This window comes from Streptomyces paromomycinus (assembly GCF_003865155.1).
Classification (GTDB): Bacteria; Actinomycetota; Actinomycetes; order Streptomycetales; family Streptomycetaceae; genus Streptomyces; species Streptomyces chrestomyceticus.
On sequence record NZ_BHZD01000001.1, the window covers coordinates 2,938,513 to 2,951,527 of the forward strand.

The window sequence follows — 13,015 nt, forward strand, 5'->3', positions numbered from 1 at the left end:
TCCCTGAGGTGGGCGTCCCTCAGCGGTCGAGGACCACGACATCCTCGGCCGCGAAGGTGACGCCCACCGACTCGCCGTCCTGCGGAGCGTCCCGCAGCGCGCAAGCGGCCTCCATCTGCGGCCCGGTGTCCGGCTGAAGAAGCAGGGCGACATGGGTACCGCGGAAGGTGCGGGCCGCTACCCTGCACGGCAATCCGTCCGCGGCAGCCGTGATCCTCACCCCGGCCGGGCGCACCAGCAGGCGGCACGGACCGTCCAATGTGCCGTCCGGTACCGGGACCTTGCCCCACGGGGTGCCGGCGGATCCGCCCCGTACGGTCGCCTCCACCACGTTGTCGAAGCCCAGGAAGCGGGCGACGAACTCGGTGGCGGGACGCTGCCAGACCTCCAGGGGGGTGCCGCTCTGCGCGATCCGTCCGTCCTGCATGACCACCACGCGGTCGGCCAGCGCGAAGGCTTCCCCCTGGTCGTGCGTCACGGCCAGCACGGTCGTACCCAGCTCGCCGAAGACCCTCCGCAGTTCGACGACCAGCCGCTCCCGCAGGCCGCGGTCGAGCTGGCCGAGCGGCTCGTCCAGCATCAGCAGCCGTGGCCTCGGTGCGAGGGCGCGGGCCAGCGCGACCCGCTGTTGTTCGCCGCCGGACAGCGCCGCCACGGCGCGCCGCTGGGCGCCCGGCAGGCCGACCAGGTCCAGGAGCCCGGCAACCGTACGCTCCTGTTCGGCACGTGACGCGCCGCGCATGCGCAGGCCGAAGGCCACGTTCCCGCCGACGTCGCGCTGCGGGAAGAGCTGGTGGTCCTGGAACATCAGCCCGACGCCGCGGCGGTGTGTGGGCACGCCCGACTGGTCCCGTCCTTCCAGGAAGACACGCCCGGCGTCGGCGGCCTGCAGTCCCGCCACGACCCGCAGGAGCGTGGATTTACCGCTCCCGCTGGGCCCCAGTACGCAGACGATCTCCCGCGCGGCGACGCTCAGGCCGACCGCGTCCAGCGCCGGCGGCTGCCCGGGACGGAAGCGGACGGTGACGTCGTCCAGCCGCAGCAGCGCCTGGTCCGGCGTATCGGCGTGTTCCGCCATCTAGAATTCTCCGGCCTGGTCGGTACGGATGCGCTCCAGCGCCAGCAGCGCGCCCGCGCACACCACCATCAAGATCGTGGACAGTGCCATGGCCTGTCCGTAGTTGAGTTCTCCGGCGCGTCCCAGCAGCCGTGCGACGGCCACCGGCAGCGTCGGGTTGTCCGGCCGCGCGATGAAGACCGTCGCGCCGAACTCGCCCAGCGACACGGCGAAGGCGAAACCCGCGGCGACCAGCAGGGCCCGCCGCACCAGCGGCAGGTCGACCTCGCGCCACACCCGCCACGGCGAGGCTCCCAGCACCGCCGCGGCCTCCCGCAGCCGCTCGTCCACCGCGCGCAGCACGGGCAGCATGGTCCGTACGACGAACGGCACGCCGACCAGGGCCTGGGCCAGCGGCACCAGCCACCACGACGACCGCAGATCGAGCGGCGGCTCATCAAGAGTGATCAGAAAGCCAAACCCGACGGTCACGGCCGAAACCCCGAGCGGCAGCATCAGCAACGCGTCGAACCCGCGCACCAGCCTGCCGCCCCGCTTCGTCAGCGCGGCCGCGGCCAGCCCGCCCACCACCAGGGCGATCAGTGTGGCGGCAGCCCCGTACGCGAGCGAGTTCCACAAGGCGTTCAAGGGGGCGACGGCGAAAGTGCTGTCCATGGAGGCAGCGGACTGCAACGCCCGGTAGAACGCGAACCCGTAGCCGTCCGGCCCGGCGAAGGACCGCTCGATCAGCACCGCCAGCGGCACCACCAGCAGCAGCACGATCACGACGAACGTCCCCCACAGCAGCGCCCACTGGCCGGCGCCGCGCGGCCGCCGTACCGTCTGCGCCGGGTCGACGAGCGTGAGGGTGGCCTCCCGCCGCCGTACGGTCCAGGCGTGCAGGCCCAGCAGTGCCAGTACGGCGGCGAACTGGAGCAAGGTGAGGACGGCAGCGGTCGGCAGGTCCAGGAAGTCGGCGGTCTGCCGGTAGATCTCCACCTCCAGGGTGGAGAACGTCGGTCCTCCCAGGATCTGCACCACACCGAAGGAGGTGAAGGTGAAGAGGAAGACCATCAGTGCGGCGGCCGCGACGGCCGGGCCCAGTGCGGGCAGCGTCACCCGCCGCCAGGCGCCCCAACGGGACGCCCCGAGCACCCGGGCCGCTTCCTCCTGCCGCGGGTCGAGCTGCCCCCAGAGGCCGGACACGGTCCGTACGACCACGGCGTAGTTGAAGAAGACGTGCGCCAGCAGGATCGCCCACACCGACGTGTCCAGCCGTACGCCCCACAGGTCGTCCAGCACCCCGCCGCGCCCGACCAGCGCCAGGAACGCCGACCCCACCACCACCGTGGGCAGGACGAACGGCACCGCGACCACGGACCGCAGCAGCTTCTTCCCGGGGAATTCGAAGCGCGCGAAGACATACGCGCCGGGGAGCGCGATCAGCAGCGTGAGCCCGGTCGAGGCCGCCGCCTGCCAGACGGTGAACCACAGGACGTGCAGGACGTCCGGGTCGCAGAGCACGTCCACGGCCCGGCTCAGCTGCCACTGTCCGCCGTCCTTCAGCCCGCGCCCGACGATCGCGGCGACCGGGTAGGCGAAGAACAGCGCGAAGAAGGCGAGCGGCAGCGCCATCAGGGCCAGCCGGGTGGCCGTTTCCCGTGAGCGGCGCGCCCGCCCCTCCTTGCCGGTTACTTCAGAACGAGCGAGGACCACTGCTTGATCCACTGTTCGCGGTTCTTGGTGATCGCCTCCGGAGCCACCGTCTCCGGCTTGTCGATCTTCTGGCCGTACTTGGTGAACAGCTCCGGCACCTTCGCGTCCTGACGCGCCGGGTTGACGAACATCTGGAGCGGCACGTCCTCCTGGAACTTCTTGCTCAGCAGGAAGTCCAGCAGCGCCTTGCCGCCCTTGTCGTTCTTGGCGCCCTTGAGCAGGCCCGCGAACTCGACCTGCCGGAAGCAGGTGCCGGCCGCGACGCCGGTGGGCGCCTCCTTCGGCTCCGGCTTCTTGCCCAGCACCTCCACCGGCGGGCTCGACGCGTACGAGACCACCAGGGGCTTGTCGCCCTTGCCCTTACCGGCCGCCGAGCCCGAGAAGCGCTCGTTGTACGCCTGCTCCCAGCCGTCCACGACCTCGACGCCGTTGGCCTTGAGCTGCTTCCAGTAGTCCTGCCAGCCGGATTCGCCGTATTTGGCGATGGTGCCGAGCTGGAAGGCGAGCCCCGGCGACGACGTGGCGGAGTTCTCGGTGACCAGCAGCCCCTTGTACTCGGGCTTGAGCAGGTCGTCGAAGGTCTTCGGCGGCGCGATCTTGTGCTCGGCGAAGTACGCCCGGTCGTAGTTGACGCAGGTGTCGCCGTAGTCGACGGGCGTCACCCGGTGCTCCGCCTTGTCGAGCTGAAGCTCCTCGGGCACGCTCGCCAGCCCCTTGGCCTGGTACGGGCTGAAGATCCCTTCCTTCAGCCCGCGCGACAGCAGGGTGTTGTCGATACCGAAGAAGACATCACCCTGCGGGTTGCCCTTGGACAGGATCGCCTGGTTGACGGCCTTGCCCGCGTCCCCGCCCTTGAGCACGTCGACCTTGTAGCCGGTCTGCTCGGTGAACTCCGCCAGTACGGACTTCGAGACGTTGAAGGAGTCATGACTGACCAGCGTGACGGTCTTCGGATCCTTGCCGCCGCTGCCGCTGCCGCCCGAGCCGCACGCGGCGAGCGCCGTCATGCCGGCCGCGACGGCCAGCGCCGTGACGGTGATCCTTCTGGTGGTGCTCACTGAATTCCTCCTGGCTGGCCAGGAAGAGACGCGGCCCCGCCCGGCGCTTCGCGAAGAAGGCCGGACGGGGCGCAACAGCATGAGTGACGACCGAACTTCCTACCCGGAATGACCCGGGCGAGGTTCAAGGGTCTGCGGCACCTCGGTGTCCGTGACGCCAGGTCCTTCCGGCCTGGATCCGTGACACTGCCGCACTCTCAGCGCTGTGGCGCTCCCCTGTCGGAATGTGCATTTGTTCGATCACACGGTACCAGCGGGCGGTCAGCGCTCCGAGGCGGCGAGCTGCCCGCAGGCGCCGTCGATCTCCTGCCCGCGCGTGTCGCGGACGGTCACCGGCACGCCGTGCGCTGCGATGGCCTCGACGAACGCCTTCTCGTCCTCGGGACGGGACGCGGTCCACTTCGAGCCGGGCGTCGGGTTCAGCGGAATGAGGTTGACATGGACGCGCTTACCCTTGAGCAGCCGCCCCAGCAGGTCACCCCGCCAGGCCTGGTCGTTGATGTCCCGGATCAGCGCGTACTCGATCGAGATCCGCCGCCCGGACTTCTCCGCGTACTCCCAGGCGGCGTCCAGCACCTCACGCACCTTCCAGCGCGTGTTGACCGGTACGAGCGTGTCGCGCAGCTCGTCGTCCGGCGCGTGCAACGACACCGCGAGCCGGCACTTCAGGCCCTCGTCCGCGAACCGCAGCATCGCCGGGACCAGACCGACCGTGGACACCGTGATGCCCCGCTGGGACAGGCCCACCCCGTCGGGCTCGGGGTCGGTCAGCCGCCGGATCGCGCCCACGACCCGCTTGTAGTTCGCCAGCGGCTCGCCCATCCCCATGAAGACGATGTTGGACAGCCGGGCCGGCCCGCCCGGCACCTCACCGTCACGCAGCGCACGCATACCGTCGACGATCTGATGAACGATCTCGGCGGTGGAGAGGTTCCGGTCCAGCCCGGCCTGCCCCGTCGCGCAGAACGGACAGTTCATGCCGCACCCGGCCTGCGACGAGATGCACATCGTCACCCGGTCCGGGTAGCGCATCAGGACGGACTCCACGAGCGTCCCGTCGTGCAGCTTCCACAGCGTCTTGCGGGTGGTGTCGTCGTCGCACGAGATGTGCCGCACCACACTCATCAGCTCGGGCAGCAGCTCCGACGCCAGCTTCTCCCGCGCCGCGGCCGGGATGTCCGTCCACTCCGCCGGGTCGTGCGCGTACCGCGCGAAGTAGTGCTGCGACAGCTGCTTGGCACGGAACGGCTTCTCACCGGCCGCGGCCACGGCTTCGCGCCGCTCGGCGGGGGTGAGATCGGCAAGGTGCCGCGGGGGCTTCTTGGCCCCACGCGGCGCGACGAAAGTGAGTTCTCCGGGCTTAGGCATGGTTCTTCCAGTGTCGCAGACGTACGAAGTGACGATCGCCGACGCGGTCCGAGGGCGTTCTCGATGTGCGTAGGGCCCGCCACACGGAGTGGCGGGCCCTACGACCACGTACGGAAACCCGCAGGTCAGCCCGAGCCGACGAAGACCACGTACAGCAGCCAGACGATCGGGGCGGTCGGCAGGAGGGAGTCCAGACGGTCCATGATGCCGCCGTGGCCGGGCAGCAGGGTGCCCATGTCCTTGATGCCGAGGTCCCGCTTGATCATGGACTCGCCGAGGTCGCCGAGGGTCGCGCTGGCCGCGACGGCGATGCCCAGGAGCAGGCCCTGCCACCAGGCGCCGTCGGTGATGATCAGCTCCATGCACAGCGCGCCCGCGACCATGGCGAACAGCACCGCGCCGAACAGGCCCTCGCGGGTCTTGCCGGGGCTGATGCGCGGGGCGAGCTTGTTCTTGCCGAAGCGCCAGCCGACCGCGTACGCGCCCGTGTCGCTGACGACGGTCAGCAGCAGGAACGTCAGGACGCGCTGCGGTCCGTCGTCGGCGGCCAGCATCATCGCCACGAACGTCGCCAGGAACGGCACGTAGAACGCCGCGAAGACGCCTGCCGTGACGTCCCTGAGGTAGTTCTCGGGGGCCTCCGTCATGCGCCACACGAGGGCGGCGAGCGCGGTGAGCGCCATCGCCACCCACGCGCCCTCGGCGCCGCGTACGTAGCCGGCGACCACCATCGCCGTACCGCCGAGCGCGAGCGGCACCAGGGGCACCTTGATGTCCTTGCGCTCCGCCAGCCGTGAGGTCAGTTCCCACAGGCCCACGACCACCGCGATGACTATCACGCCCACGAACAGCGGCTTGTAGACGAAGAGCGAGAAGAGGATGACCGCGCCGAGGCCGACGCCGACCCCTATGGCGGCCCGGAGGTTGCGTCCCGCGCTCTTCTTCTGCGGCTTGGGGGGTTGCGGTGAGCTGTCGGGCCCCGGCATGGAGGTGGGCATGGGCTCCTGCGGCTGTTCGTCGCGGAACAGGGGGCCGCTCGGCCGAGCGGCCCCCAGGTCGTCCCGGTGGTCCCGGTCGTCGTCCAGAGGATTCCGGTCGTCGTCCTGGTGTCCGCCTGTGTCGGGCACGATGGGCATGGGGCGAGTCTGCGCCGCCGCGCCCCAGTCGTGCGCGGGACCCGCCGTACCGACGGGTCCCTGGTCGGGTGGTCCCCATTGACCGGCTCGGCCGACGCCAGGCGGGGCCCCCCAGGATGACTCGTTCATCAGACCTCGAGGAGCTCGGATTCCTTGTGCTTGAGGAGCTCGTCCACCTGCGCGACGTACTTCGCGGTGGTGTCGTCGAGCTCCTTCTCCGCCCGGCGCACCTCGTCCTCGCCGGACTCCTTGTCCTTGACGAGCTTGTCGAGGTTTTCCTTGGCCTTGCGCCGGATGCTGCGGATCGAGATCTTTGAGTCCTCGGCCTTGTTCTTGGCGACCTTGATGAACTCCCGGCGGCGCTCCTCGGTGAGCTCCGGGAAGTTCACACGAATGATGTTGCCGTCGTTGCTCGGGTTGACGCCCAGGTCGGAGTCCCGGATGGCCTGCTCGATGTTGCGCAGCGCGCTCTTGTCGAACGGGGTCACCACGGCCATCCGCGGTTCGGGAACCGAGAACGACGCCAGCTGGTTGATCGGCGTCATGGCACCGTAGTAGTCCGCCACGATCTTGTTGAACATCGCCGGGTGCGCACGCCCGGTGCGAATCGCGGCGAAGTCCTCCTTGGCGACCACGACGGCCTTCTCCATCTTCTCCTCGGCCTCGAGGAGGATCTCTTCGATCACCACTTGCTCCTGGTCTTTTCGGTAAGAAGCAGAGCCTCGCCCCTGCCGCGCGTCTTCTCCTGCACGGTGTCCGACCGGCAGGCCATTGTCCATCCCCGTGCCGAGGTCATCCACGGTCCGGGGTTGCCGCCCGTACGGAGCCCTGCCCGTACGGCACTACGGCAGTTGGGGCCGTCAGGCCCGGGTGCCCTGATCGCTGACGAGCGTGCCGATCTTCTCACCCTTCACCGCACGCGCGATGTTGCCCTCGGCGAGCAGCTCGAAGACGAGGATCGGAAGCTTGTTGTCACGGCAGAGCGTGATGGCGGTGGCGTCGGCGACCTTGAGGTCGCGGGTGATGACCTCGCCGTACTCCAGAGCGTCGAACTTCACCGCGTCCGGGAACTTCTTGGGGTCGGCGTCGTAGACCCCGTCCACCCCGTTCTTGCCCATCAGCATGGCCTCGGCGCCGACCTCCAGGGCGCGCTGCGCCGCGGTGGTGTCGGTGGAGAAGTACGGCATGCCCATGCCCGCCCCGAAGATGACCACGCGGCCCTTCTCCATGTGGCGGACGGCGCGCAGCGGAATGTACGGCTCCGCGACCTGCCCCATGGTGATGGCGGTCTGCACGCGGCAGTCGATGCCCTCCTTCTCCAGGAAGTCCTGGAGGGCCAGGCAGTTCATGACCGTACCGAGCATGCCCATGTAGTCCGAGCGGGCGCGGTCCATGCCGCGCTGCTGCAGTTCGGCGCCGCGGAAGAAGTTGCCGCCGCCGATCACGATGGCGATCTCGTAACCGTCGCGGACCACGGCTGCGATCTCGCGGGCGATGGCGTGCACGACATCGGGGTCGACACCCAGTCCGCCGCCGCCGGCGAACGCTTCGCCCGACAGCTTCAGCAGGAAGCGTCCCTTCCCGTCACTGTCGGCTTTGTGGGCTGTGTCCGCGCCGTCGGCACCCTGATTCATCACGCTCTCCTCGTGCACATACGAAGAAGGCCATTGCCGGGGGTCTGGTGCAGATCCCTGTACGGCAATGGCCTCCTCGTCACATCTGCGGCCGGCCGGTATGCGGCCGACTGCGTACGACCCTAGCGGGGCCGCAGGTCATTCGCTGGCCTTGGCGACAAGGCCCACGGCTTGGCTCAGGCGCCGACGCGGATGCGCGCGAAGCGCTTCAGCGAGACACCGGCCTCGTTCAGGACCTTCTCGACGGACTTCTTGTTGTCCTTCGCGAAGGGCTGCGCGAGCAGCGTGTTCTCCTTGAAGAAGCCGTTGACGCGACCCTCGACGATCTTCGGGAGGGCGGCCTCGGGCTTGCCCTCCTCACGAGAGGTGGCCTCGGCGACGCGACGCTCGTTCTCGACGACGTCGGCCGGAACGTCCTCACGGGTGAGGTACTTCGGCGCGAACGCGGCGATGTGCTGCGCGACGTCCTTGGCGGTCTCGGCGTTCTCCTTGTCCAGCTCGACCAGGACGCCGACCTGCGGCGGGAGGTCGGGCATGGTGCGGTGCATGTAAGCGGCCACGTAGCCGCCGGAGAACTGCGCGAAGCGGTCCAGGACGATCTTCTCGCCGAGCGTGGCGTTGGCCTCGTCGACGTACGCCTGGACGGTCTTGCCGGCCTCGATCTCGGAGGCGAGCAGCGTCTCCAGGTCGGCCGGGGAGGTGGCGGCGACGTGCGCGGCGAGCGCGTTGGCGACGGCCAGGAACTTCTCGCCCTTGGCGACGAAGTCCGTCTCGCACTTCAGCTCGAGCAGGACACCGGAGGTCTTGTCCTCGGAGATGAGGGAGACGACGGCGCCGTTCTCGGCCGAACGGCTCTCGCGCTTGGCGACGCCCTTCTGGCCCTTGACGCGGAGGATCTCCACGGCCTTGTCGACGCTGCCCTCGGCCTCGTCCAGGGCCTTCTTGCAGTCCATCATGCCGGCGCCGGTCAGCTCACGGAGCTTCTTGACGTCCGCGGCGGTGTAGTTCGCCATGGTCTGTGAATCTCTTCTCGAAATCTCGACAGTCGAAAGATCTACGGGTGGACGGCGGGGGCGGCGCTCGTGGCGCCCTCCCCCGCCGTCGTCAACCGATGGTGCGGCGTCAGGCCTGCTCGGCGTCCGCGGCCGGCTTCTCGGCCTCGGCGGCGGGGGCCTCGGCGGCCGGGGCCTCGGCGGGCTTGTCCTCGGCCTTGGCCTCGTCGGCCTTGGCGTCGTCGGCCTTCTTCTCGCCCTCGAGCAGGTCGCGCTCCCACTCGGCGAGCGGCTCGCCGGCCTTCTCGCCCGGCTTCTGGTCGCCGGTGGCGACGCCGGAGCGGGCGATGAGGCCCTCGGCGACGGCGTCGGCGATCACGCGGGTGAGCAGGGTGACGGAGCGGATCGCGTCGTCGTTACCCGGGATCTTGTAGTCGACCTCGTCCGGGTCGCAGTTCGTGTCGAGGATCGCCACGACCGGGATGTTGAGCTTGCGCGCCTCGCCGACGGCGATGTGCTCCTTCTTGGTGTCCACGATCCAGACGGCGCTGGGCACCTTCTGCATCTCGCGGATACCGCCGAGGGTCTTCTCCAGCTTGGCCTTCTCGCGGGAGAGAACCAGCAGCTCCTTCTTGGTGAGGCCGGAGGCGGCCACATCCTCGAAGTCGATCTGCTCGAGCTCCTTCAGGCGCTGCAGGCGCTTGTAGACGGTCGAGAAGTTGGTCAGCATGCCGCCGAGCCAGCGCTGGTTCACGTAGGGCATGCCCACGCGGGTCGCCTGCTCGGCAATGGCCTCCTGGGCCTGCTTCTTGGTGCCGACGAACATCACCGAGCCGCCGTGGGCGACGGTCTCCTTGACGAACTCGTAGGCGCGGTCGATGTACGACAGCGACTGGAGCAGGTCGATGATGTAGATGCCGTTGCGCTCCGTGAAGATGAAGCGCTTCATCTTCGGGTTCCAACGGCGGGTCTGGTGCCCGAAGTGGACGCCGCTCTCCAGCAGCTCCCGCATCGTGACGACGGCCATGGCCGTACTCCTCGTGTTACTCGGTTCCACTGCGGCCGGGCGGCCGCGGTGCCTGACGCCCCGGCGCGCTCTGCCGGGGAAGGAACCTTGCGGGGCCTTCCGAGGACCGAGGGGCGCGTCCACCGTGCTGCCCGAATGGGGAATGTTGCGCTGGTGGCGGGGCGTGCGAAGTCGACCCGGTGACCCGGATCGCCACAAGAAGTGTACGGGACCGCCGAAGGGACGGGCGACACGCTCCTTTCGGCCAGGGGGTGGGGGTGGGTGGGGATGTGGTCGGGGGGTGGGATGGGGAGGCAGGCGAGAGCGAGGCGGGAGGGGCGGTCGGGGGCGGGGTGGGGAGGCAGGCGGGGGCGAGGTGGGAGGGGCGGGCTACGGGCCTACCCGGCTCTTCGGGCGCTACGGCTTCACGGCTTTACGGCCTCCCGGTCTCCTGATCTCCCGGTCCCCGGTCCCCGGCTTTTCGCTTTACGGACTCCTGATGTGATGCGCCCCCTCCCTGGCGCGCCCCTGATGCCTGCCTAGAGCTGAGCTTTGGCGCCTTGGGGGGTGTCCTCAGGCGGGGGGCGCGCTCCGGAGACGGGGGCGCGCTCCGGGCAGGGCCCGAGGTATCGCACGGGTGACGAAGTTGCACACAACCCGTCGGTAGTCCACCGATCCAGCTCAAGATCCCCAAGCTGCGGCCGATCGAGGCACCGTCGTGACATGCGACAACGAACCGTTTTCGAGGCCGTACGCGCCGCAGTCACCCGACAACCGGCGCAAGCCGTACCCACCGTGCCCACTACCGGCACGCGTCCCCCATGGGTCCCGCCTGGTCCCAGCCACTCGCCGGCCCCCATCGACTCCAGCTCCAGACGGGTGGCGTACGCCCGGCGCACCGCTCCCCCAGCCACCCGCCTCCTGGCCCTGTGCGCAGCGGGCACCGCATCGGCCGTACTGTCGGCCGGAGCCGCCACGCCTGGGGCCACCACAGCTGGGGCCACCACGCCTGGGGCCACCACAGCTGGAGTGGCATTCGCCCATGCCGTTCCCCCCGCCCCCAAGGAGCCTGCGGGATTACCGGAACACCGCCCGCCACCTACCCACCCGATCGCCGCTGACCGTAACCGCCCCGCACGGCCGACTGCCGGCGAGCGAGCTTGGCCTGTCACTGGCGCGGCCGGCGCGCGGCCCACCGTCGCGCGCGGCTGGGAGCCCCCACCCGCCCCCTGGGCGCCCGGCCATCGGGGGGTGGACCTCCTCGCGGCCGAGGACGCGACGGTACGGGCCGCCGCCCCTGGACGCGTGCTCTTCGCCGGCAAGGTGGCGGGCCGAGGTGTCCTGTCGATCGAAGTCTCAGGGTCCGGCCGCCCGCCACTACGCACCACGTACGGACCGGTCCACCCGACCGTCCGGAAGGGTGACGACGTCACCGCAGGCCAGACAGTTGCCAAGCTCGGCCCGGGCCCGTTCCACTGCTCCACCCCATGCCTGCACTGGGGCCTGCTCCGCGACAAGACCTACCTGGACCCGCTGTCCCTGCTCCCCGCATCAATGCTGAACCCCGGCCCTTCGCGGCTCCTCCCGGTCATCAACGTGCCCGAGCCGAGCCGAGCGGCGCCCCAGGGCGCCGCGATCCCCCACGCTCGCGTCAACTCCGACGTACGAGGTCCCCCGATACAGGCCGCACGCGGAAGCGAAACCCGCCGACCAGCCTTACTCGGTCTTCGCGCTCACCCGTGCGACAGCGCCGGTCCCCACACCCCACACCACCATCCCCACACCCCACCTCATGAAGGGAGGACCGGTCGACCGATCAGCCTCTTACTCCACCCAGGACCATGGCGACCGCAGCCTCCGTGATCTGCGTCGGCTCTTCCGCGGCCCCGAGCTCGATGCGGCGGACAGCGGCGTCGACGACCCCCTGAAGCAGCATGGCGGCGAGACGCGGCTGCTCGTGACCGAGACCGGCCAAGGCCTCCACGATCATCGCGATCAGTCCACCGTGCGCGGCACGGATCTTCTCCCGCGCGCCGGCGTCCAGCTCACCTGCCGAGATCGCGACGACGGCCCGGTGACGGCGGTCGCCGACCAACGCGAGCTGTTGCCGCACATACGCCTCGATCTTGGCCTCGGGTGTCTCGACCCGCTCCATCGCCGCCTCGACCTCAGCCGCCCATACGGGGAAGTCGACGGCGCAGAGCTCTTCGACGACAGCCGCGCGGGAACGGAAGTACTCGTAGACGGAGGAGCGCGCGAGACCCGTTCGCTCAGCGAGGGCAGGGAAGGTCAACGCCTCGGTCCCGCCTTCGGACAGCAGGGTGCGGGCGGCGTCCAGAAGGGCGCCACGCTGCATCGTCCGGTGCTCGGCCACAGAGGCCGCTCGAATCCTGGGCACGTCACCACTCTACGGATGGCACGCCGGACACGGCACTCCGCATCACGATGTGTCCACGCCGACACCCGGGAGAACGACACCGAACAAGGCCGGTGAGAGGGACCGCGGCGGGCCGGCGTCACGGAGAAGCACCGGAAGCAGGCAGGTCAGGAAGGGGTAGACCCCGAGGACAGTGATTCAGCCAGGGAGGGAGACAAACAAGGGCAGCCGCCATAGGGCGACTGCGAAGGCGCGCGCACGCGGCCGAGCAGGCAGCAAGCACGAGAGCGCAGGCCGACGCGACGTCCGGAACGGGGACACGAGCGCGCGACCTGGGTACTGGTGCGCAGGCGGGCACTGGCGCCGATGGCCGTGGAGCGACTTCAGGTGCGCGCGATAGAGGTCAAGCACTCACCAGGGCCGGCTGTCTCCTGCAGGCTCTCGGCGGCGGGCAGGGAACGCCGACCGAGGGCAGGGGCGGCGCGCGCCCCGGGCTTCCCGAATCGATCCCGAGCCAATCCCGGTCGGTCACGGTCGAGTGCGGCGGTCAGGCGCGGAAGCCGGAGGCGGACGCGGCGCCGAAGTCAGGTTCGGGTGCGGCGGCCAGGCGCGGTGGCGGCGGTCGGACGCGGACGCGACGGTCAGGTGCGGACGCAGAAGCCTTAAGGCGG

Annotated in this window: 11 protein-coding genes; 1 reads left to right on the top strand and 10 read right to left on the bottom strand. The window is 69.8% G+C overall.

Annotated elements, in window-relative coordinates; all coding sequences use genetic code 11:
- Positions 1 to 19: 19 nt before the first annotated feature.
- From OEIGOIKO_RS11770 to rpsB, 9 genes are all read right to left on the bottom strand, one after another.
- On the bottom strand, positions 20 to 1,078 hold the full coding sequence (locus OEIGOIKO_RS11770) for an ABC transporter ATP-binding protein (RefSeq protein WP_125054001.1): 1,059 nt from the start codon (positions 1,076 to 1,078) through the stop codon (positions 20 to 22).
- On the bottom strand, positions 1,079 to 2,692 hold the full coding sequence (locus tag OEIGOIKO_RS11775; RefSeq protein WP_125058646.1) for an ABC transporter permease: 1,614 nt from the start codon (positions 2,690 to 2,692) through the stop codon (positions 1,079 to 1,081). It abuts the gene before it with no gap.
- 56 nt (positions 2,693 to 2,748) lie between these two features.
- A complete protein-coding gene (locus OEIGOIKO_RS11780) occupies positions 2,749 to 3,831 on the bottom strand; it encodes a thiamine ABC transporter substrate-binding protein (protein ID WP_125054002.1) in 1,083 nt (360 codons plus the stop codon).
- A gap of 261 nt (positions 3,832 to 4,092) precedes the next feature.
- Complete coding sequence (gene rlmN / locus OEIGOIKO_RS11785; protein WP_125054003.1) at positions 4,093 to 5,199, bottom strand: dual-specificity RNA methyltransferase RlmN; 1,107 nt, start codon at positions 5,197 to 5,199, stop codon at positions 4,093 to 4,095.
- A gap of 125 nt (positions 5,200 to 5,324) precedes the next feature.
- Positions 5,325 to 6,464: a phosphatidate cytidylyltransferase gene (locus OEIGOIKO_RS11790; RefSeq protein WP_125054004.1), complete on the bottom strand. Its 1,140-nt coding sequence runs from the start codon at positions 6,462 to 6,464 to the stop codon at positions 5,325 to 5,327.
- Positions 6,464 to 7,021, bottom strand: coding sequence for a ribosome recycling factor (gene frr / locus OEIGOIKO_RS11795; protein WP_030674083.1), 558 nt, complete (start codon positions 7,019 to 7,021; stop codon positions 6,464 to 6,466). The genes OEIGOIKO_RS11790 and frr overlap by 1 nt, the downstream gene beginning before the upstream one ends.
- Before the next feature lie 174 nt (positions 7,022 to 7,195).
- Positions 7,196 to 7,969 carry a UMP kinase gene (pyrH, locus tag OEIGOIKO_RS11800; RefSeq protein ID WP_030017377.1) on the bottom strand — a complete coding sequence of 258 codons (774 nt, stop codon included), beginning with the start codon at positions 7,967 to 7,969 and terminating at the stop codon, positions 7,196 to 7,198.
- 176 nt (positions 7,970 to 8,145) lie between these two features.
- Entirely contained in the window at positions 8,146 to 8,982 is an 837-nt protein-coding gene (gene tsf / locus OEIGOIKO_RS11805) for a translation elongation factor Ts (protein WP_031008899.1), read from the bottom strand.
- Between the two features lie 109 nt (positions 8,983 to 9,091).
- Positions 9,092 to 9,988, bottom strand: a complete 897-nt coding sequence (gene rpsB / locus OEIGOIKO_RS11810) for a 30S ribosomal protein S2 (RefSeq protein ID WP_031008901.1) — start codon at positions 9,986 to 9,988, stop codon at positions 9,092 to 9,094.
- A 702-nt stretch (positions 9,989 to 10,690) separates the two neighbouring features.
- On the opposite strand from rpsB, the gene OEIGOIKO_RS11815 reads away from it, so the two are divergent.
- The gene (locus tag OEIGOIKO_RS11815) at positions 10,691 to 11,830 is read left to right on the top strand and encodes a M23 family metallopeptidase (RefSeq protein ID WP_125054005.1); all 1,140 of its coding nucleotides are present in this window, start codon (positions 10,691 to 10,693) and stop codon (positions 11,828 to 11,830) included.
- On the opposite strand, the gene OEIGOIKO_RS11820 is transcribed toward OEIGOIKO_RS11815, so the two are convergent.
- Positions 11,784 to 12,323 carry a TetR/AcrR family transcriptional regulator gene (locus tag OEIGOIKO_RS11820; RefSeq protein WP_125058647.1) on the bottom strand — a complete coding sequence of 180 codons (540 nt, stop codon included), beginning with the start codon at positions 12,321 to 12,323 and terminating at the stop codon, positions 11,784 to 11,786. The two genes, OEIGOIKO_RS11815 and OEIGOIKO_RS11820, sit on opposite strands and share 47 nt — an antisense overlap.
- Positions 12,324 to 13,015 lie beyond the last annotated feature (692 nt).